This window comes from Stenotrophomonas maltophilia group sp. vghtpe118 (genome assembly GCF_052605195.1).
The window spans coordinates 2,031,080-2,052,201 of sequence record NZ_CP199672.1 but is presented as its reverse complement, the minus strand read 5'-3'; the positions used below and the strand labels follow the sequence as shown (position 1 = coordinate 2,052,201).

Genomic DNA, 21,122 nt, shown 5'->3' with positions numbered 1-21,122 from the left:
CATGGCGTGCCGCCCGTCCAGGGACATCGCACTGGGTAGTGCCGGCCGCTGGCCGGCATCTCCTCGGTTGCCGGCCAGCGGCCGGCCCTACCACGGCGTGGCCTCAACGCACGTCGCGCAGTTCCCAGTGGTGGCCGGCCAGCAGGCGCAGGCGCTGCTTGAACACGTCACTGTCGATACGGGTGGTGGCGACCAGGTTGATGCGCAGGTCCTTCTGCTCGCCAGTCACGGTGGCGTCCGGATCGGTCACGCCCCACTGCGGTTCCACCGCATCCGGGTCGGGTTGCTTGGCTTTCCAGCGCTCGAACAGCGTGCCGCTGCGCAGGGCGTCCTGCAGCTCTTCGGCGAACCCGGCGGCGCCCTGCGAATGGAAGGACAGGTCAGGGTCGTTGCCGCGGGCTTTGGACGGGTCGGGCAGGCTGATGTGGTACTGCGCGGGCATGAAGTTCTCCTTGAAGTGCGGCAAGACTGGCACAACCGCGGTGGAATCGATGTGCAGATTCCAGCCACGGTCGGCCTTCATTCAAACCGATGTGGCCCATCGGCGAAACCCACCGTGACCGCGCCCTTGCCGACATTGACCATGCCGGTCAGGCTCATCACCGATTCGTACACGGTCACGCCATGGCCGGCGCAGACCTCTTTCAGCTGTGCGTAGCCGGGCAGGGCACGCAGCTCGTCCAGTTCTCCGCCGTAGCTGACGCACACCGTCGGCGTCATCAGCCCCGCACGTACGCGCTGGCCGACCACCGCGAACAGCTTCTGCACGGCGCTGTCGAAGCCCTTGATCTTGGCGACCGGCCCGGTTTCGCCGCGGTAGCCGTGCAGCACCGGCTTGATGTCCAGTGCGCTGCCCAGCGCCGCACTGAGCAGGCCGACGCTGCGGTCGCCCTTGTGCCGGGCGCGCGCACGCATGTAGTACAGATCACGGGTGACCATGTAGCCGTGCACGTTGCCGGCCAGTTCTTCCAGCCGCTCGCGGATCTGCTGCACGCTGGCGCCACTGTCACGCAGGCGAACCGCCTCCACCGCAGTCACCGCCTGCGCGGCGAACAGGTTCTGGGTATCGAGCACGCGCAGCGCGAACGGCGAGTTGTAGCCCGCCGCCTGCCGCACCGGCTTGTAGTCGTTGAGGATGGCGAAGCTGGCCTGCAGCGCATTGTCGTGGATCGGGCTGCGGGTCTTGGTGATGGTCATGCAGAACACGTGGTCGTAATCGATCACCAGCTGCTGCAGGAACAGGTCGCGGATCTGGTTGACACTGAAGGGGATGGTCTCCGCCTCGGCACCGTGCTCGGCCACGTGTGCATGCAGGAAACTCAGCGTGGCCTGCTCATCGCGATGATCAGCCAGCACGGCTTCGCCGATGCGGACGGTGATCGGCAGCAGCACGATGTTGTGCTCGGCAATGAAGTCCTGCGGCAGGTCGCAGGCCGAGTCGACGACGATTCCGATGCGCATCCGCGGCTCCCCCTCCAGGGCGGTTGTAGGTTCGGAAACGTGAAATCTATCTCAAATTCCGGCGTGGCGCGCGAGGGAAACGCGCCAGGCCCTGTTCAGCGACTGCGCTGCACGGCCACCGGAAGTTCGGCCAGGCGCTGCCATTCGGGCTGCTGCAGCAGGGCGGGATCGGCCAGCACGGCGGCCATCAACGGATGGGCGTCGTTGCCCCAGAACAGTTCGTCATCGATGGCCAGGGTTGGTACGCCGAACACGCCGGCAGCAATGGCGGCCTCGGTGTTCCTCCGCAGCTGCTCCTTGACCGCGGGGGCCGCGATGGCGCTGGCGACATCCTCGATCCCCAGCCGCGCAGCCGGTTCGCGCAGGGCCTCGGCGCTATCGGCGGCATTGCCGTCGCGCCAGATCCAGTCGAACAGCACGTCCACCGCCTGCACGCTGCCACCGGCGGCCAGGCACAGCCGCAGGGCAGACAACGGGTTGAACGGGTGGCCCGGCGGGAACCGCAGCCGTGTTCCTTCGGCCTGCGCAGTCCACAGCAGCTGGCGGTACATGAAGCGGCGCTTGGCCGGAATCTCGGCCGGCCCGAGGTTGCCCAGGTGATGCAGCACGGCACCGAAGGCGATCGGCACGGTCTGGATCTGTGCGAACTGGGGTAGCTGCTTCAGCTTCTGCCAGTGCAGGTAGGAATAGGGCGAGACGAAGTCGAAGTACCAGCGCAGGGTGGCCATGCAGGTTTCCTTGAATAACTGGAGGTCAGGGCTGCGCGTTGCGCTGCAGGTAGCGGTCGCGCAGTTCGGTCTGGCGCGAGCGCATCGGCATCGCCCGGCCGCCCAGCCAGACCTGTTCGGCATAGTGCGCCACGTCCAGCGGGTCGCCCTCCCACAGCACCAGGTCGGCACGCTTGCCCGGCTCGATGCTGCCGATCTGGTCGGCCACGCCGAACGCCTGCGCCGGCACCCGGGTCAGGCCGGCCAGGCCGTCGGCCCAGGGCAAACCGTTGGCCACGGCATTGCCGGCCAGCTGGCGCATCTTGCGGGCGTTGTGCGAGGCGTCGCCACGCTGCACGAACGAGACCGCCACGCCGGAACGTTGCAGGCGTGCCGCATTTTCCAGCGTGGCGCCGATCTGGTCGAAGCTGGCCGGCAGGTTGGACAACACATCGACGAAAACCGGTACCTGTGCGGCGGCCAGCTCCGGCGCGAGCTGCCAGGCTTCGCTGCCACCGGCGATGGCGATCTTCACCTTTTCGCGGGCGGCCCAGCGCAGCAGCTGGCGAATGTCCGCCGCGCGGTCCACCTCCACCACGATGCGGCCGTGCCCGGCCAGGTAGCGGCTGAGCGTGCGGCGCCCGGCCGGCGTCAGCAGCGCGTGCGGTGAGTCCGCGGCAACCTGGCCACGCGCCTCGTCCACCATCTGCTGCAGCAGCATCCATTGCGCTGCACGCGACTGCCCGGTCAGCTCCACTACGGCCGACCCCAGGCGCAGGAACAGCGCGCGCGGCCCGAGGGGATCGGCGCTGCCGTCCAGCCGCATCACGCCACCCTGGCCTGCAACGAAGCCGCCACCGGTGGCCGCCCCCAGGGCGGTGAAGCCGATGCCGTCCAGGCGTGCCACCGGGATCAGCACCGAGGCCGGGTTGTACGCCAGGGTGACATCGAACTCGGGGCGCAACGGTTGTTCGCCGATCTTCAACGTGCTGTCGACCGTGCTCGCTTCACCGGAGACCTCTTCGATGCCGATCTCGGTGATGCCCCCGAACAGCGCCGGTGTCAGCGGGCGGCCATCGGCCTCGACCACGCTGGCGCCGGCCGGGGCGGACAGCCCGCTGCCGACTGCGCGGATGATCCCGCCCTGCACCAGCACATCGGCGTGCTGCAGGCTGCCGCGCGTGCTGGCCGTATGCACGGTCGCGTTGCGCACCAGCAGGTCCTGCGCCTGCGCGGATGCGGAGAGGCAGGCCAGCACCATGACCGTAGCGCCGAGCCATGCCCGGCGACGCTTGTTCAACGCGCGCATCAGTGCACCTCCTGGCCAAGCTGGAAGTCGGAACGTGGCGTGGCCGCAGGTGCGCTGCGGTCGTACAGGCGGCGGCCGTCGATGAAGACCTGCTCGGCCAGCGCGTACGAGCTGAAGGGGTTGCCGTTCCACACCACCACGTCGGCCATCTTGCCGGCCTCCAGGGTGCCGGTCTGGCCTTCAATCCCCAGCGCCCTGGCGGCGTTGGCGGTCATCCAGGTGATGGCGTGTTCGGGGGGGATCTCCGGCATGCGTGCGCGGCGCGCGGCGGCAATCACCTTGGCCGCTTCCTGGTTCAGGCGCTGGATGCCTTCGGGGGAGTCGGAATGGACGATGGCGCAGCTGTTCTTCGGCCGATCGACCAATGCGATGTTCTCCGGAATACCGTCGAAGGCTTCCATCTTGAAGCCCCACCAGTCGGCCCACAGCGCGCCGCAGACGCCGTCGGCGGCCAGCCGGTCGGCCAGCTTGTAGGCCTCCACGCCGTGGTGGAAGGCGGCCACCTTGAAGCCGAATTCCTTGGCCAGGTCGAGCATGGTGGCCATCTCGTCGGCGCGATAGCAGTGGATGTGCACGCGGATGTCGCCTTCGATCGCGCCGGCCAGCGTGTCCAGCTTGAGATCGCGCTTGCCGCCGGCATCACCGGCGCTGTCGCCCTTATCGCTGCCGAACCAGCCCTTGCGCTTGGCCGGCCTCGGTTTGTTCTTGGCGATGTAGTCGGCGGCATCGATGAAGGCGGCGCGGTAACCGGCAACGTTGCCCATCCGCGTGGCTGGGGCGACGCCCTTGCCTCCGCCGTAGACCCGCTTCGGGTTCTCGCCACAGGCCATCTTCAGCCCCCACGGTGCGCCGGGAAACTTCATCGCCTGGTAGGTGATGGCGGGGACGTTCTTCAGGGTCACACCACGACCACCGACCAGGTTGGCCGAGCCCGGCAGCACCTGCATGCTGGTCACGCCGCCGGCCAGTGCGGTGGCGAAACCCGGGTCCTGCGGCCACACCGAGTGTTCGGCCCAGACGTTGGCGGTGACCGGCGCGGTCATCTCGTTGCCGTCGCTGTGCGCGCCGACGCCCGGGCTGGGGTACACGCCCAGGTGCGAGTGCACGTCGATCAGGCCGGGTGTGACCCACTTGCCCTGCGCATCGATGCGGGTGACACCGGCATCGGCCTGCAGCTGGCGGCCGACGGCAACGATGCGGCCCTCGCGCAGCAGCACGTCGGCGTTGTCCAGGCGCTGGCCGGTGCCGGTCAGCACGGTGGCGTTCTGGATCAGCACCGGTGCATCGGGGTGTGCCTGGTAGGTGCTGGGGTAGGGATCGGCGACGAAGCGCGAGGCGCCCACCGCCGGTGCCGTGCTCAATGAAACCAGCGCCAGTGCCACCCCGGTGCGCAACAACGTCGATGCCATGCAGTTCCCCTCGCCAGAAACATGAATCCACCGACGCTAGCCGGGGCCGGTGTGGCTTGCCAAGTGACCTTGGACAGGGGCGTGGGGGGTAGGAATTTTCTGATGGAGGATTTGTGAAGGAAATATTAACGTTGGATGAAGCGATGGGCTGATTACGTCTTGCGCTGACCTGTATCACCAGCTTACGCACCTGCTCCAACGACGGAGCCGGGCCCGTACCTTTCATGGAATCAAGGACGCAACCGATGACTGCTGCAAAGCTCCGCCGTTCGACCGTTTCGCGCCGTTCCTTCCTGCCCTCGCCGCTGGCGTCGGCCATTGTCGGTTCCTTGCTGGTGGCCACCGCACTACCGGTCCTGGCCCAGGACAGTGACGACGCCCTGGCCCGTTACCAGCTGCAGCGCAGCCTGCAGTCGGCGTTCGCCGCGCAAAGCGGGGTGAGCGCCTCCGCTCCCGCGATGATCGCTCCCTCGGTAGCGATTCCGGTGGCGGCGCTGGCTCCCAGCGCCGGTGCTTCCGCGAAGCCGGTCATGGGCAAGCCCGGCGACGCAGCGAGCTGGCGTACCAGTGAATTCGAACTCGACTGGGGCCTGGCTGCGATCAATGCCGACGTGGCCTATGCGCGCGGGCTGACCGGTGCGGGCATCCGCCTGGGCGTATTCGACAGTGGCACGGGTCTGGACCATCCGGAATTCGCCGGCAAGGACAACCGCAGCATCCGCATCGCCGATCTGATGGCTGACGGCACGCGCTGCACCAACACCACCGCAGTGCGTGGGCCGGCGGCCTGCTTCGCCAGTGATGGCGATGACGTCCAGATCAGCTATGTCGGGTACAACGCCAACGTGCCCGACAACATCCGCAGGATCATCGAGTCGGGCCCCTATGTGCAGCCGGGGATGCAGTTCGAGATCCATGGCACGCACGTTGCTGGCACCATCGCGGCGAACCGGGACGGAAGCGGCATGCACGGTGTGTCCTTCGGTTCGGACCTGACCGTTGGCCGGCTGTTCTCCGACAGCATCCGCGAGTGGCAGCGCACGGCGACTGGCTACTCGGTCGTGACACTGGGCGCGATCGGCCCGAAAGTCAGCGCCTTCCAGGACCTGTATGCCCAGATGAACGCGCAGGGCGTGCGTGCCATCAACCATAGCTGGGGCCTGGTCACGGAACCGACGACAGCGACGGACATGGACGCGATCTACAACGACCCGGACGACCGCCAGTACCTGAACACCTTTGCCGACGGATCGCGTGCGCGCGGGATGATCCAGGTGTGGGCGGCCGGCAATACCAGTTCGGTCATTCCGGCGCCTGCGCAGAGCCCCATCGCCGGCCTCTACGCCACGCTGCCGCGCGCATTCGCCGACATCGAGCCGTACTGGTTGAGCGTGGTCAACGTCGGTACCAATCTGACCCTGAGCAATCGTTCCAACAAGTGCGGCCTGAGTGCCAACTGGTGCCTTGCCGCACCGGGTTCGGACATCGTATCGACCGCCTATGGTGATGATTCCAGCCTGGCCGGCAGCGTCGGCATCGACGCCAACGGCAACGTCAGCCTGGACATCCAGCAGCGCGTGCCTACCTATGGCTATGCGCTGCTGAGTGGAACCTCCATGGCCGCGCCCCACGTCACCGGCGCGCTGGGCCTGCTGTTTGAACGCTTCCCCTATCTGGACAGCGCTCAGGTGCGCGATGTGCTGCTGACCACGACCACCGATCTGGGCGCGCCCGGCATCGACGACATCTACGGTTGGGGCCTGTTGAACCTGGCCAAGGCCATCGAGGGTTACGGTTCGCTGCGCGTCGACACCGACGTGGTGATGAACCAGCGTGCCGGTGGCCTGAAAGTGTGGGAAGGCGATGCCTGGGACAACTGGACCAACGACATCGGCGGCCCCGGCAAGCTGACCAAGAGCGGCATCGGCTGGCTGCGCTTGAGCGGCGACAACAGCTTCAACGGTGCGCTGGTGCGCGAGGGCGTGCTTGAACTGGATGGTGTCAATACGCTCACCGGAGCGGTGGACGTGGCCGGCGGCAGCTTCCTGCTCAATGGCACATTGAAGAACACTGCGCTGAACAGCCAGGGGGGCTCCAGCCACATCAACGCACGCGGTGTGCTGGATGGCTCCGACCTGAACGTCAACGGTGGCGTGGTCATCTTCGACGGCGTGCAGCGCGGCGCCCAGACCTCGGTGGCCGCGCAGGGGACGTTCGAATTGAACGGAAGGCTGGAAAACAGCGCGTTGACCAGCCTGGGCAACAGCCGTGTGAATGCAGGCGGGTTACTCGCAGGCTCCGACCTGACCGTCAACGGTGGCGTGCTGTCGTTCAACGGCACGCAGACCGGTGGTCACACCCTCGTTGGCCGCAACGGCACACTGAAGGGCATCGGCCAGCTGGGCGATACCACCGTGGCCGGTATCGTTGCACCGGGCAACTCGATCGGCACGCTGACCATCAACGGCGACTACGTGCAGACCGCCACCGGTGTGTACCAGGCCGAGCTGGCCCCGGGCGGGCACAGTGACCAGTTGCGCGTCACCGGTACCGCCACCCTGGGCGGCACCCTGATCGCCCTGCCGGAAGCGGGCACCTATTACCTGGGTGAGCAGTTCAACTTCATCCGTGCCGACGGCGGAATCCGTGGCCAGTTCGCCACCACCGACTTCAGTGCGTTCTCGCCGTTCCTGAAATTCGGGCTGTCCTATGGCACCGGTGGCGCGCGCATTGAAGTCACCCGTGGCAATCCGCTCGCCAGTGCCGCCAGTACCGACAACCAGCGCGCGGTGGCCACTGTGGCCGACCGGCTGGCGGTCAACCAGGGCCTGCCGCGCCCACTGACCCTGCTGTTCCCTCAACAGGTAGGCGCTGCACTGGACGGCCTCAGCGGCGAGCTGCATGCGGCCACCGCGATGGCCCTGGTCGAGGGCAGCCGCTACGTGCGTGATGCCGCACTGTCGCGCCGCGTCGGTGTACGCGCGCCGGGAGCAGACGGCGACGCCGCCGCGGGGGTCTGGGTACAGGCCATCGGTGGCAGCACCACGCTGGACGGCAATGGCAACACCGCACGCACCGAAGCCAACAGCAGCGGCCTGCTGGCAGGCGTGGACCGCGAGATCAACGGCTGGCAGGTGGGCATGCTGGCCGGTACCGGCCGTACCGATGCCAAGCAGCAGGAAGGACGCCGTGCGCGTGCCAAGGTCGACAATACGCACCTGGGGGCCTATGCCAGTCACGACTGGGGCGCCTTCGGCCTGCGGGGTGGCCTGGCCTGGAGCGAGCATGAGGTGAAGAGCACCCGTGAGCTGGCCTTCTCCGGTTACAGCGATACGCTGGCGGCACGCTATGACGGCCGCACCCGCCAGGCGTTCGTCGAGGCAAGCTATCGCTTCGGCGGCCGCGAGGCGGGGCTGGAACCTTACCTGCAGCTCGCACGTGTGGAAGTGGACATGAAGCGCGTCAACGAGCGCGGCGGTGCGGCTGCACTGCAGGGTGAGGTGGACGATCTGCGTACCACCGTGGCCACGGCCGGCCTGCGTTTTGACAAGGGCCTGAAGGCTTCGTTCCAGCAGGACAGCTGGCTGCACCTGCGCGGTGGCGTCGGGTACCGCCATGCCAGCGGGGATCGCGACCCGGCGGCCCGCTTCGCCTTTGCCACCGGCAGCGACAGCTTCGTGGTCAGCGGTGCCCCGATGGCTGACAGGACGGTGGTGGCCGAACTGGGGCTGTCGGCATGGTTGACCGCACGCCAGCAGCTGGAGCTGGGCTATAGCGGCCAGTATGGCGACGAAAGCCGTGACCACAGTGCCAACCTGCGCTGGTCGGTGCGCTTCTAAGCCGCCGGTGACCGCAGGGAAACCAGGAGGGCGGCCGCAGGGCCGCCCTTCTTCGTTGCCGGCCCAGGTGTGGGTTGGCCCGTGCACGCCTACAATGGCGGCCCCCACGCCGTACCGGACCGCCCATGAAGAGCAAGCAGGAAATCGTCGACAACTGGCTGCCGCGCTACACCGGCGTGCCGCTGGACCAGTTCGGCCAGCACATCCTGCTGACCAACTTCGGCGGCTACCTGCACACCTTTTCCGAGCTGACCGGTGCGCCCATCATCGGCCTGGACCGGCCGATGGCCAGTGCCACCATCGACGGCATCACCATGATCAACTTCGGCATGGGCAGCCCCAATGCCGCGATCATCATGGACCTGCTGTCGGCAGTGATGCCCAAGGCGGTACTGTTCCTGGGCAAGTGCGGTGGCCTCAAGCGCAAGAACCAGCTGGGTGACCTGGTGCTGCCGATCGCGGCGATCCGCGGCGAAGGTACGTCGGGCGACTACCTGCCGCCGGAAGTGCCAGCCTTGCCGGCGTTTGCGCTGCAGCGTGCAGTCTCGACCATGATCCGCGACCTCGGCCACGACTACTGGACCGGCACCGTCTACACCACCAACCGCCGGGTCTGGGAGCACGACGAGGCCTTCAAGGAGCGGCTGCGGGCGATGCGCTGCATGGCCATCGACATGGAAACCGCCACCGTGTTCGCGGCCGGTTTCGCCAACCACATTCCCAGTGGCGCGCTGCTGCTGGTCTCGGACCAGCCGATGATCCCCGACGGGGTCAAGACCGAGGCTTCCGATGCCAAGGTCAGCTCCCAGTTCGTGGAAAACCATATCCAGATCGGTATCGAGGCGCTTAAGCTTATCCGGCGCAACGGCAAGTCGGTCCGCCACCTGCGCTTCGATGAATGATGATGATGGCCTGGCGCGGCGCGCCGGCCCTGGGGAGTAGGTGATGGACGTTGCCGCGCAAGTGGTGGATTTCTGGAAAGAAGCGGGCCCTGCGAAGTGGTTCGCCCGCGACGATGCGTTCGACGCGCAGTTCCGCCAGTTGTTCCTGGATGAGCATTTCGCCGCCGCTTCGCGTGGGCGTGAACACTGGCTGGGCAGTGCCGAGGGCGCACTGGCGCTGATGCTGCTGCTGGACCAGTTCCCGCGCAACTGCTTCCGCGGTACTGCCCATTCCTATGCCACCGATGGCCTGGCCCGGCACTACGCCATGCGCGCCATCGAGGAAGGCCTGGACCTGCAGCTGGTGCCGAAGCTGCGCGCCTTCATCTACCTGCCGTTCGAGCACTCCGAGGACCCGTTGGACCAGGACCGTTCGGTGGCGATGTTCGATGTGCTGGGCGACAAGGAATACCTGCAGTACGCCGAGCTGCACCGCGACATCATCCGCCGCTTCGGCCGTTTCCCGCACCGCAACGCCGTGCTGGGGCGCATTCCCTCGCCGGAGGAACTGGACTACCTGGCCGAAGGCGGTTTCGCCGGCTGAAAAAAGGGGGACGGAGGGGATTAAGTCGTTTGTGGCATAAACGACTTAATCCCCTCCGTCCTCTTTTTTCGGGGCCAGATCCGCTTTCCGCAGGAAAGGGCGCTGACCCCGCGCCGTCAATCAGTACTTCGGCACGCCGTTGTCGACGTCTTCCGACCAGGCGTTGATGCCGCCGGTCACGTTGAACACCTTGGTGAAACCCAGGGCGCGGAACTGCTCGGCGGCCTGCGCGCTGCGGCCACCGTGGTGGCACATGAAGGCCAGTGCAGTGTCCTTCGGCAGGGCTTCAAGCGCGGCACGGCCGTTGCCGTCGAAGGTCTTGAACGGCACGCCGACGGCGGCGATCTCACGTTCGTCGGCGGGGCGCACGTCGACCAGGGTGATGTTGCCGGCACGCACCAGGTCGTCGGCATCGCGCACGCTGATTTCCTGCACCGGCTTGGGCGCATTCGGGTTGTCGATGGCCAGGCCCTTGCCGCGGATGTCGTCCACCCAGTCGATGGTGATGCCGTTGGCGCGACGGGCACTGGCCAGGTCGAACTGCACGCGCAGGCCATTGGACTCGGCAGCGATGGCGCCTTCGTCGTGCGGGGCCAGCTGGAAGTTCGGCTGGAAACCGGCGTCGATGGACAGCTGCAGGGCCGCGCCCGGGGCATCGGCCAGCGCGCCCTTGAGCATTTCCACGGCGGCCGGGGTGACGGTGATGCTCGGCGGGGTACGGTCCGGCGCAGCCAGGCCCAGCACGCTGCTCAGCTCGCCGCTGGCGGCCATCTGCAGCACGATGTCGCTGCCGCCGACCAGTTCGCCGTCGATGTACAGCTGCGGGATGGTCGGCCAGTCGCCATAGGCCTTGATGCCTTCACGGATTTCCTGGTCGGCCAGCACGTTGACGTGGGCGAACTCGACACCCAGGTCCTGCAGGGCGCCCACGGCCTTGGCCGAGAAACCGCACTGCGGCATCGACGGCTGGCCCTTCATGAACAGCACGACGCGGTTGGCGTTGAGGATGGATTCGATGCGCGAACGCAGGGCGGGATCGAGGGACATGGACGTCGGGGTTCCGGGAATTCGAACCATCGATTCTACCCCTCATGGCATCATGGGGGATGAGCAACGCAGGAACATTGCATCGCATTCCGACCCGGCCCTGGCGCTGGCTGCCCTGGCTGGTGGCGTCGCAGCTGCTGGTGATCCTGGTCTGGGCCCTGGCGGGCTGGCACTGGGGGGTGCCGCTGATGGTGGCCAGCCACGCACTGTTTTTGGTGCCGGTGTTCCTGCCCAACAGTCGCTTGTATGCGCCGGTGCTGAGCCGGTTGCCGGATGCCGGCAACAGCGTCTGGTTGACCATTGATGACGGTCCTGGCCCGGAAACCCGTGCCGTGCTCGACCTGCTGGACCGCCACCAGGCCCATGCCACCTTTTTCCTGGTGGGCGAGCGCGCGCTGGCGCAGCCGGAACTGGTGCAGGAGATCCTGCGCCGCGGCCACGACCTGGGCAACCACAGCCACAGCCATCCGCAGGCGCGCTTCTGGCGGCTGGGCCCGGCGGCGATGCGCGCCGAGATCGAGGGCTGCCAGCACGCGCTGCAGGCGGTAAGCGGTCGCCCGGTGCGCTGGTACCGCTCGGTGGTGGGCATGACCAATCCGTTTGTGGCGCCGGTGCTGCAGCGGCTGGGCCTGGTCCGGGTCGGCTGGAGCGCGCGCGGCTTCGACGGCATCGGTTGCACGGCGCAGGGGGTGCTCGACCGCCTGCTGCCGGATCTGCGACCGGGGGCCATCGTGCTGCTGCATGAGGGGGCCGCCCACGGCCACAACCTGGCGATCATTGAGGGCGTGCTGAAGGCACTGGACGAGCGCGGGCTGAAAGCGCGGCTGCCGGTCCCGTAACGCCGGCCTTGGTGATGTAGAGCAGCCGGGCATGGGCTCGGCTCTACAAGGGGGGCGCTACTGTAGCGCCCGAGCCGATGCTCGGGCGGCGGTGCGCAGCACCGGAAAAACGTCGCAGCGCAGCTCTACAGCGCGGGGCGTTGGGCCACCAGCAACCAGCTGTTGAATGGCGTGCGCCCATGCAGGGGACGCGGCGCCGTCACCTGCAATCCGGCCTCGGCCAGTGTCGCTTGCAGCACGTGCGGGTCGGGGTAGTGGCGCGGCCGCGTGCCCATCCAGCCGACCAGCCAGGCCAACCGGTCCGCCACCCGCGTGGTGCGGTCGCGACCATCGCCGGTGGCCAGTGGCGTGCGCAGCAGCAGGCGGCCACCGGCGGCCACCCGCGCGCTGGCCGCACGCAGCAGTGCCAGTTGTGGGCCCGCGTCCAGGTACTGCAACACATCCAGCAACAGGACGTGTCCGGGCTGCGCCGGCAGTGGCGCCTGCACGTCCAGGCAGTCGAAGCGCACAGCGTGCAGGCCGGTGGCGGCACGCTGGGCACGGGTGATCTTGCTGGCATCCACGTCCACGCCGAGGTAGGGGTGGGTGCCGCCGCGCTGGCGCAGCACATGGGCGAACAGCCCCAACCCGCAGCCCAGGTCCAGCACCGGCTGCCCGTCGTCGCGCAGATGCTGCAGCACGCCGTCATACAGAGGGTCGCTGCCGAGCTTGCCGCGGGTGTAGTAGTAGTCGCGACGGCTGCCCCAGGCCCGTGCCGGGCGGAACGCTTCGGCGATCGCGCGGGCCTGCGGGGCGGTCAGCGGTGTGCAGGGCAGGGGCGGGCCGTTCCGTGGCTTACCATCCATCGTATCAGTCCGTTCCACCGAGCAGGCGTGCGGCGACCGGCAGCGCGCGCGCGCTCCACAATGCGTACATCCGCGCCGACGGGTGCAGGCCGTCTTCGGCGATCATTGCCGGGTTGCCGCCCTGGTCACGGCTGATGTCGGTGATGTCGACGAAGGCCACGCCCTGCTGGGTGCTGATCACCTCGGCAGCTGCGTTGAACTCGTCGGTCTCGATCTCGATGGTGGCCAGGTCGCGGCCGCTGCCGGCACCGAACGGCGTCGCGCCCCAGTCGGGGAAGGACAGCACCAGCACGCGCCCGGGGCGGCCCCCGGCAAAGCCGATCGCCCGCTGCAGCAGGGCCTGGAACTGTACGCGGTACTCGTCCAGCGGCCGGCCGCGGTACTGGTTGTTGACGCCGATCAGCAGGCTGACGAAATCGAACGGGCCCTGGGGTGCAGCCGCATCGATGCCGGCGTCCAGCTCGTCGGTGGTCCAGCCGGTGGTGGCGATGGTCTGCGGGTCGGCCAGCGCCACATCCTGCGCACGCAGGGCGGCGGCCAGCTGGTGCGGCCAGCGGCCTTCGACGGCAACGGCTTCTCCGACGGTGTACGAGTCGCCCAGCGCCAGGTAGGACAGCGCCACCGCTCAGGCCACCGAACGGCGCGGCTTCAGCGGCACGACCTTGGTCGCGTCCTCGGCACGCCGGGCCAGCACGCGGTCGATGCGGGCGAACACATCGCGCATCACCGAGGCTTCCGGCAACAGGGTCACGCGGAAATGGTGGCGGTAGGGCACGTTGAAGCTGGAACCCGGTACCACCAGCACGCCTTCGTTGTTCATCAGGTCCAGCGCGAAGGTGTGGTCGTCAAAGCTCTTGGCAGCGGCACCGACTACGGCCGGGAACGCATACAGCGCACCGGCTGGCGCGACCAGCGACAGGTGCTCGCTGGCTTCGCAGGCGTCGATCACCGCGCGGCGGGTTTCATACAGGCGGCCGCCCGGGGTGCACAGTTCGGAGATGGTGTCCGGGCCGTTCACTGCGGCCTCGATGGCGTACTGGCCCGGCACGTTGGCGCACAGGCGCAGCGCGCCCAGCAGGTCCAGCGCGGCGCGGAAGTCGCCCAGGCGCGCGTCGTCGCCGCTGAGATGGGCCCAGCCCACGCGCCAGCCGCAGGCACGGTGCACCTTGCTCAGGCCGCTGAAGGTCAGGCACGGGTGGTCGCCGGCCAGCGGCGCGACCGGTTGGAACACCGCATCGTCGTACAGGATCTGGTCGTAGATCTCATCGACCAGCAGCAGCAGGTTGTGGCGGCGTGCGATCTCGACCACGCGCTCCAGCAGTTCGCGCGGGTAGCTGGCGCCGCTGGGGTTGTTCGGGTTGATCAGCACGATGGCGCGGGTGCGCGAGGACACCAGCGTCTCGATCTCGCTCGGGTCCGGCTGGAAGCCGTTCTCGGCGGCGCAGCGGTAGTACACCGGTCGGCCATCGTTGAGGATGGTGGAGGCCGACCACAGTGGGTAGTCCGGCGACGGCACCAGCACCTCATCGCCCGGATTGAGCAGTGCGCGCAGCGACAGGTCGATCAGCTCGCTGACACCGTTGCCGACGAACACGCGGTCCGGGTGTGCATCCGGTGCGCCGCGGCGGGCGTAGTAATCGGCGATGGCTTCACGCGCCACCGGCAGGCCCTGCTGGTGGGTGTACGGGTCGGTGCGGCCCATGTCGTCGGCGATTGCGCGCTGCAGATGCTCGGGTGCGCGGAAACCGAAGTTGCCCGGGTTGCCGATGTTGAGCTTGATCAGCTTGCGGCCCTGCGCCTCCAGCTCCCGCGCTCGCCGGGCCAGTTCTCCGCGGATTTCGTAGCGCACTTCGGAAAGGCGCTCGCGGATGGCCAGGGGCTTGGGCGAGATGGTGGACATGAGGCTGGGCCGTCAAAAGGCATGGGGATTCCATCCTACCGGAATTGCTGCAGTGCATGGCAATGGCTCCGGGCCTGCTATTGCTGGGCTGGCCGGGGGCCGTCACAGGTAGAATGGCGGCGATGACCCAGACCCCCGATTTCATCGCCCTGCAGACCATCGGCTGGCCTTGGCCGGGCCCGGCGCAGCAGGCCGACTGGCAGGCCGTGATGGCCGCACACCCGCAGGCCCGCCCGGCGCGGGTGATCGAGCAGCACCGGACCCATTACGTGGTGGCCGATGGCCCGGATGCGGCGATCAAGGCCGAGTCACTGCCGGAATGGCAGCGCCCGCGCTTTCCCAGCCACGAGCGGCCGGCCGTGGGCGACTGGGTGCTGCTGGACGGCATCCGCATCGTTGCGCTGCTGCCGCGTCGCACCGCGATCAAGCGTGGCGCCGCCGGTGAGCACTACCACCAGCAGGTGATCGCAGCGAACATCGATACGGTGTTCATCGTCTGTGGGCTGGATGCCGACTTCAATCCGCGCCGCATCGAGCGCTACCTGCTGCTGGTCGGTGGTGGCGGCGCCGAACCGGTGGTGGTGCTGACCAAGGCCGACCAGACCGGGTACAGCGAGGATGCGCTGGCAGTGCTGGAAGAGCTGGAGATGCAGGGCATCGCGCTGCATGCGATCAACGGCCTGGATGCCGACAGCGTGGCGGTGCTGCGGCCGTGGCTGGGCCCGGGGCGCACGGTGGTGCTGGTGGGCTCCTCCGGTGCCGGCAAATCCACGCTGACCAACACCCTGCTCGGCGAGCAGCGGATGAAGACCAACGCGGTCCGCGCCAACGATTCGCGCGGCCGCCACACCACCACCCATCGCGCGTTGATGCCGCTTCCGACCGGCGCCTGCCTGATCGACACCCCCGGCATGCGCGAGCTGAAACCGACCGGCGAAGAAACGCTGTCCGAAGGTGGCTTCGCCGATATCGAAGCGCTGGCCACGCAGTGCCGTTTCAACGACTGCAAGCATCAGCAGGAACCGGGCTGCGCTGTTCGTGCAGCGATCGACGCTGGCGAGATCGAAGAGAGCCGGCTGCTGAACTATTTCAAGCTGAAGGAAGAAGTGGCTGCCGCTGCCGCCAAGCTGGCGGTGCGCCAGGCCGAGACCGCGCAGGAACGTGGCGGCAAGAAGGGCAAAGGCCAGCAGTTCCGCCCGGCCGGAAAGCCCCGCCGGCGCTGACAGTGCAGCCGAGCGTGGGCTCGGCTCTACAACGGTTGTATCCCGGGACACCTTGTAGCGCCCGAGCCAATGCTCGGGCGGCGGCGCACTGCGCCGGGCACGGCAGGGCGCTATAGTCCGCGCATGGAACCGACCGCGACGCTGGACCGTGAGGTGGCCCACCATGCAGCGCTCGATGCGCGCCTGGTCGAGGCCGTGGGAGGCATCCGCCTGCTGGGGCTGACCAGCTGGCCGGCCACGGTGCAGGTACCGTTCCTGGACAGCGTGGCGCGCGGCCAGCCGGTGCTGCCGAAGGTGGATTACCCTCGGCTGGACTTCAGCGAAGAGCGCCGTGCGCTGGCCGCGATCGCTGCCGACTGCGATGACAGCCACCCGCTGGGCCACTATGTGCAGCAGTCGGCGCAGAGCTGGGACCTGGCCGCGCAGCTGCTGGAAGGGCTGGGCACTGCCGCCGTCGATACCTGTTCGGTGCAGCTGTTCGGCGCGCCCGAGCAGCCGCTGCCGGGCAATGGCCCGAGTACGCGCGACGCGGCGCGCCACTTCATCCAGATTGCCGCCGAACTGGACCACGAACTGCTGGCACCGGAAGAGCAGGTACCGGTCTCGGCCATCGCCCTGCAACTGCAGTTGCAGAACGACCTGGATGCGTTCTTCGAATCGCGCATCATCCAGGTGCAGCTGGATCCGGAGCTGGTGTCCAAGGCGGCTGCCGGCCCGACCCGTATTCGACTGCGCACCAGTGCCCGCTTCAGCGCCTACGACCGCGCGCAGCTGTTCCACCACGAAGCGCTGGTGCATTCGCTGACCGCATTGAACGGCCGCGAACAGCCGGTGCTGCCGAGCCTGGCATTGTCCTCGCCGCGGGTGACGGCCACCCAGGAAGGGCTGGCGACGTTTGCCGAGCAGATCACCGGCAGCATCGACATCGAGCGCCTCAAGCGCATCAGCCTGCGTACCGAAGCGATTGCCATGGCACGCGAAGGCGCCGACTTCATCGAGGTGTTCCGCTACTTCTGCGACGCGGGACAGAACGCGGAAGAGAGTTTCGCCTCGGCGCAGCGCGTGTTCCGCGGCGTGCCGCCGAGTGGCGGCCTGGCCTTCACCAAGGACACGGTGTACCTGCGCGGCCTGGTGTCGGTGCACACCTTCTTCCGCCACATGCTGGCCGAGGACCGCCTGCAGGTCTGCCGCTGGTTGTTCGCCGGCAAGATGAGCTTGACCGATGCGATCGCGTTCGCGCCACTGTTCGAGGCGGGGGTATTGAAGCCACCGCGCTGGCTGCCGCACTGGGTGAGCCGGGCGAACGGCCTGGCCGGCATGCTGGCGTTTTCGCTGTTTGCCAACCGGATACGGATGGACCAGCTGGCGCCGGAATGAAATGCGTTGGCGGTTTGTGGCGTCTTGATTGATATCGGATAGAGCGGGGGGCTTGCGCTGGCCAGGACACGCCGCAAGTACGTCCCTGTAGGCTCGGCCACGGCATCCATGCCGTGGACGGTCCTGGCCAGCGCAAGCCCCCCGCTCTGGACAATTTCCGCGAGACGGCCAGCAATCCACCAGAGGGATTGCGTTTGAAAAGCTTGAAAAGCAAAGCGCCGGGCACTGCCCGGCGCTTTGCTTTTGCTCTTGCTTTCCATTGCCTCCGCGCCGGCGCAGGGGATTGTCGAGCGAGGTGGGACGGGCCGAGGCAGGACCGTGAGGCGCATGGATGCGCCGACCGAGCCTACATGGACGTACTTGCGGCGTGTCCTGCCTCGGCCCGTCCCACCTCGCCCCGCTGCGGTACTGATGCGCCGCAGCGCCCGCTTTTGACTTAGAACTCCGCCGCCACCGTCATGAACAGCTGCCGCGGTGCGCTCGCATGGATCGCATAGCGCGTGCCCTTCGGATCGGTCGGTGCGAACGAGCTCAGCTGGCCGGCGTAGCGCTTGTTGGTCAGGTTGGTCGCATTCAACGACACCCGAATGTTGCGCAGGCCCAGGCCCGGGCCGAAGTCGTAGCCTGCACCGGCGTCGAAGGTGGTCACGCCCGGCACCGACTGGTCGTTGGTGTAGGTGTAGTAGCGTTTGCCGGTGTACTTGGCACGCAGGCTGGCGAAGAAGCCATCGCGGTTCCAGCTGATCTCGCTGGAGGCCATGCGCTGCGGCGTATCCACCGTGATCTTGCCGGCCACCGGCACGATCGCGCCGCCCGAGGTGTAGTCATCCTCGTAGGTGGTCTTGTTCCAGGACAGCGCGTTGTACCACTGCAGGCCGTCGATCGGCTTGAGGATGAAGGTCAGTTCCGCGCCGTGGCTCTTTACCGAACCGACGTTGATGAAGCGCGTCACGCACTCCGGACGCGTGCCGACTTCGATGCTCGAGCACGGGTTCAGCGACAGCAGGCGGTTGTCGAATTTCACGTTGTAGGCGGCGATCGAGGCCTGGTACTTCTCGCCGAAGGTACGGAAGCCGGCTTCCAGGCTCTTGGACTTCTCCGGTTCCAGCCCGGCGCTGGCCGCGAACGATTCCGGCGACACCTGCAACGGGCCACCGCTGCCGCCACCGACAAAGGCGGCGATGTTCTCGGCGTACGAGGCGAACAGTTCATTGTTGGCGTTGAGCTTGAAACCCAGGCCCACCTGCGGCAGCACCGACTTCTTGGCGGTCAGCGTGCCCGAGGCGATGCTGGTTTCCACGCCCGGCTGGGCGGTGGCGCGCATGCGGGTGTTCGGGCTCTTGATGCCCACGTCCACGGTCAGGCGCTGGTCCAGGAAGCGCATGCGGTCCTGCACGTAGAACTGGCGCGTGCGGATGTCGAAATCCTGGTTGAACAGCAGGCGGTCCGGGTTCTTCAGGTACAGGTCGTCCAGGAACGGGCCGCTGATGTAGTAGAAGTTGCGCGACACGTTGTGGTCGTTCTGCTCGTACCACAGGCCCGCCTCCAGTTCGTGGATGCCCACCGTCCACGACAGCGCGGCGGTCACACCATCGCGGTTGATCGTGTAGTTGGTGCTGCGGATCGAAATCGGCAGCATCCTGTCGGTGCCCGGGTAGGACGGCTGGCCCGGTGCCCACCAGTGGCCCTGGCCACGGTTGTCGTGGTGGTAGGCCAGCAGCTTCAGGCGGCCCTGCTCGCCCAGGCGCAGGTCGGCATCGACCGAATAAAGGTTGTCGTCGCGCAGTGCACGGCTCTGGTAGTACGCATCGTCGATGCTGTTGACGCCGCCGCTGAACCTGCAGCGCGCCTTGTTGTAGGTGCCCGGCGCGCAGTACGCGGCGGCGACGGCGCGATCCCAGTCCGGCGCGTAGATGTTCCAGTCATAACCCAGGCCGCGGGCCAGCATGTCCTTGGACAGGTAGGCGTAGTTGGCCTGGCTGGCGCGCGAGGTCGCCACGAACGCACCGAAACGGTGGTCGCCGACATTCCACACGGCCTTGGCGTTGAACTGGCGGGTGGTCTGGTTCTGGTACGGCGCGGCCCACATGTCCTGGTCCTGGTGCACGCCGGACACATAGGCCGAGAAGCCGTTGAGGTCGCCGGTATCCACGCGCAGGTAGCCACGGCGCTGGTTGTTGTCGCCGACGGTGACGCTGGCACGGCCACCGAATTCAGTGGACGGGTCCATCGAGAAATACTGGATGGTGCCGCCCAGGTTGCTGGTCGAAGCCACGCCCAGCGAACCGATGCCCTGCGACAGCTCGGCACCGGCCAGGTTCTCGGCAATGATCGCGCGGGCAATGCTCAGGCCGTTGTAGTTGCCGTAGCTGTTGTCACCCAACGGGATGCCGTCCAGCGTATAGCCGAGGCGGCTCTTGTCGAAGCCGCGCAGGCTGATGGTCTGCGATTCTTCGTTGGCGCCGAAGGCATCGTTGGACTGCACCGACACGCCCGGGAGGCGGTCGAGGATTTTCTGGCCACTGGTGCCCGGCGGCAGCACCTGCTTGTCGACGGTGGCGATGCGCTGCACCTGGCGGGTCTCGCCCTGGCCGATCACGGAGACGGTATCCAGCGTCTGCGCGCTCAGCGCGGCATCGGTGCTGGCGCCGGTATCGGCAGCGGTGGCGGCATGGGCGCTGGTGGCGGCGGAGAGCGCGATCGCCACGGCGATCGTCAGGTGTCGGGTCTGCATGGTGGTCCGTTGCATGGGGGATGGTCACCGGCACACGTGCGCGGTGCATGGCCACTATGCGAACGGAACATGAAACCTTCTTTACGAGAAACCAACGAACGACGCAGGCCCCCGTGCGTGTCCTGCAACCCGATAGAAAAAGGGGCCGGATCCCCCTCGCGAACGAAGATTCACCGGCCCCGCGCACTCCGTGGGGGAGGGCTCAACCCATGTACAGGCCACCGTTGACCGGATAGTCGGCACCGGTCACGTACGAGGCTTCATCCGAGGCCAGCCACGCGCACAGGCCGGCCACTTCCTCGGGCCGACCCAGCCGGCGCACCGGCACCGAGGCGGCCAGCCGATCCAGTACATCCGGCGGGAAGCTGCTGATCGCCTGGCTGGCGATGTAGCCTGGCGACAGCGTGTTGACAGTGACCCCGCGCGAGGCCACTTCGGCGGCCAGTGCACGGCTGAAACCGTGCATCGCGGCCTTGGCGGTGGCGTAGTTCACCTGGCCGATCTGGCCCTTGTGGGCGCTGACCGAACCGATGTTGATGATGCGACCCCAGCCGCGCGTGGCCATGCCATCGACCACCTGCTTGGTCAGGTTGAACAGCGCATTGAGGTTGGAGGCGATCACCGCGTTCCAGTCTTCCACCGTCATCTGCCGGAAAAGAAGGTCGCGGCTGCCGCCGGAGTTGTTGACCAGCACGTCCACTTCACCGACTTCTGCACGGACCTTGGCGAACGCGGCGCTGGTCGAGGCCCAGTCGGTGGCGTTGCCTTCGGAGGCGATGAAGTCGAAGCCCTGTTCGCGCTGCTCGCGCAGCCAGTTGGCCTTGCGCGGCGAGCTGGGCGCGCAGCCGGCGACCACGGTGTGGCCGCTGCGGGCCAGGCTCTGGCAGATGGCAGTGCCGACACTGCCCATTCCACTGGTGACGTAAGCGATTCGAAGCGTCATTGCA

Annotated in this window: 17 protein-coding genes; 6 read left to right on the top strand and 11 right to left on the bottom strand. The window is 67.5% G+C overall.

Going from position 1 to position 21,122, the window contains the following annotated elements; all coding sequences use genetic code 11:
• Positions 1–103: 103 nt before the first annotated feature.
• From ACUDTM_RS09400 to ACUDTM_RS09380, 5 genes are all read right to left on the bottom strand, one after another.
• Complete coding sequence (locus tag ACUDTM_RS09400) at positions 104–442, bottom strand: hypothetical protein (protein WP_006469105.1); 339 nt, start codon at positions 440–442, stop codon at positions 104–106.
• Positions 443–519: 77 nt separating this feature from the next.
• Positions 520–1,461 carry a DegV family protein gene (locus ACUDTM_RS09395; RefSeq protein WP_019662081.1) on the bottom strand — a complete coding sequence of 314 codons (942 nt, stop codon included), beginning with the start codon at positions 1,459–1,461 and terminating at the stop codon, positions 520–522.
• Between the two features lie 95 nt (positions 1,462–1,556).
• A complete protein-coding gene (locus ACUDTM_RS09390; protein WP_111202285.1) occupies positions 1,557–2,189 on the bottom strand; it encodes a 2-hydroxychromene-2-carboxylate isomerase in 633 nt (210 codons plus the stop codon).
• A gap of 25 nt (positions 2,190–2,214) precedes the next feature.
• Positions 2,215–3,477: an amidohydrolase family protein gene (locus ACUDTM_RS09385; RefSeq protein ID WP_188240615.1), complete on the bottom strand. Its 1,263-nt coding sequence runs from the start codon at positions 3,475–3,477 to the stop codon at positions 2,215–2,217.
• On the bottom strand, positions 3,477–4,886 hold the full coding sequence (locus ACUDTM_RS09380; protein WP_188240616.1) for an amidohydrolase: 1,410 nt from the start codon (positions 4,884–4,886) through the stop codon (positions 3,477–3,479). Before ACUDTM_RS09380 ends, ACUDTM_RS09385 begins: the two co-directional genes overlap by 1 nt.
• Positions 4,887–5,131: 245 nt before the next feature.
• Between ACUDTM_RS09380 and ACUDTM_RS09375 the strand changes: the two genes are divergently transcribed.
• The 3 genes from ACUDTM_RS09375 to ACUDTM_RS09365 all read left to right on the top strand — a co-directional run bounded on the left by ACUDTM_RS09375 (position 5,132) and on the right by ACUDTM_RS09365 (position 10,210).
• Entirely contained in the window at positions 5,132–8,725 is a 3,594-nt protein-coding gene (locus tag ACUDTM_RS09375; protein ID WP_188240617.1) for an autotransporter domain-containing protein, read from the top strand.
• Positions 8,726–8,850: 125 nt separating this feature from the next.
• Entirely contained in the window at positions 8,851–9,627 is a 777-nt protein-coding gene (locus ACUDTM_RS09370) for an AMP nucleosidase (RefSeq protein WP_049415280.1), read from the top strand.
• 43 nt (positions 9,628–9,670) lie between these two features.
• Positions 9,671–10,210 (top strand): DUF924 family protein, encoded by a 540-nt coding sequence (locus ACUDTM_RS09365; protein WP_005419210.1) that lies wholly within the window; start codon positions 9,671–9,673, stop codon positions 10,208–10,210.
• A 120-nt stretch (positions 10,211–10,330) separates the two neighbouring features.
• On the opposite strand, the gene grxD is transcribed toward ACUDTM_RS09365, so the two are convergent.
• On the bottom strand, positions 10,331–11,257 hold the full coding sequence (gene grxD / locus ACUDTM_RS09360) for a Grx4 family monothiol glutaredoxin (RefSeq protein WP_032956577.1): 927 nt from the start codon (positions 11,255–11,257) through the stop codon (positions 10,331–10,333).
• A 59-nt stretch (positions 11,258–11,316) separates the two neighbouring features.
• On the opposite strand from grxD, the gene ACUDTM_RS09355 reads away from it, so the two are divergent.
• Positions 11,317–12,096, top strand: a complete 780-nt coding sequence (locus ACUDTM_RS09355) for a polysaccharide deacetylase family protein (protein WP_445391282.1) — start codon at positions 11,317–11,319, stop codon at positions 12,094–12,096.
• A 125-nt stretch (positions 12,097–12,221) separates the two neighbouring features.
• On the opposite strand, the gene ACUDTM_RS09350 is transcribed toward ACUDTM_RS09355, so the two are convergent.
• Genes ACUDTM_RS09350 through ACUDTM_RS09340 form a run of 3 tightly spaced genes read right to left on the bottom strand, consistent with a single transcriptional unit; the run spans position 12,222 to position 14,841 of the window.
• Complete coding sequence (locus tag ACUDTM_RS09350; RefSeq protein WP_072167611.1) at positions 12,222–12,941, bottom strand: class I SAM-dependent methyltransferase; 720 nt, start codon at positions 12,939–12,941, stop codon at positions 12,222–12,224.
• A gap of 4 nt (positions 12,942–12,945) precedes the next feature.
• Entirely contained in the window at positions 12,946–13,563 is a 618-nt protein-coding gene (locus ACUDTM_RS09345) for an SGNH/GDSL hydrolase family protein (protein ID WP_065196456.1), read from the bottom strand.
• A 3-nt stretch (positions 13,564–13,566) separates the two neighbouring features.
• Entirely contained in the window at positions 13,567–14,841 is a 1,275-nt protein-coding gene (locus tag ACUDTM_RS09340) for a pyridoxal phosphate-dependent aminotransferase (RefSeq protein WP_072167610.1), read from the bottom strand.
• Positions 14,842–14,954: 113 nt separating this feature from the next.
• Here ACUDTM_RS09340 and rsgA point away from each other — a divergent pair, with 113 nt between their 5' ends.
• A complete protein-coding gene (gene rsgA, locus ACUDTM_RS09335; RefSeq protein WP_088497402.1) occupies positions 14,955–16,064 on the top strand; it encodes a ribosome small subunit-dependent GTPase A in 1,110 nt (369 codons plus the stop codon).
• Between the two features lie 123 nt (positions 16,065–16,187).
• Positions 16,188–17,441, top strand: coding sequence for a flavohemoglobin expression-modulating QEGLA motif protein (locus ACUDTM_RS09330; RefSeq protein WP_151355246.1), 1,254 nt, complete (start codon positions 16,188–16,190; stop codon positions 17,439–17,441).
• A gap of 436 nt (positions 17,442–17,877) precedes the next feature.
• On the opposite strand, the gene ACUDTM_RS09325 is transcribed toward ACUDTM_RS09330, so the two are convergent.
• Positions 17,878–20,175, bottom strand: coding sequence for a TonB-dependent receptor (locus tag ACUDTM_RS09325; protein ID WP_227837566.1), 2,298 nt, complete (start codon positions 20,173–20,175; stop codon positions 17,878–17,880).
• Between the two features lie 202 nt (positions 20,176–20,377).
• Positions 20,378–21,118, bottom strand: a complete 741-nt coding sequence (gene phbB, locus ACUDTM_RS09320; protein ID WP_188240619.1) for an acetoacetyl-CoA reductase — start codon at positions 21,116–21,118, stop codon at positions 20,378–20,380.
• Positions 21,119–21,122 lie beyond the last annotated feature (4 nt).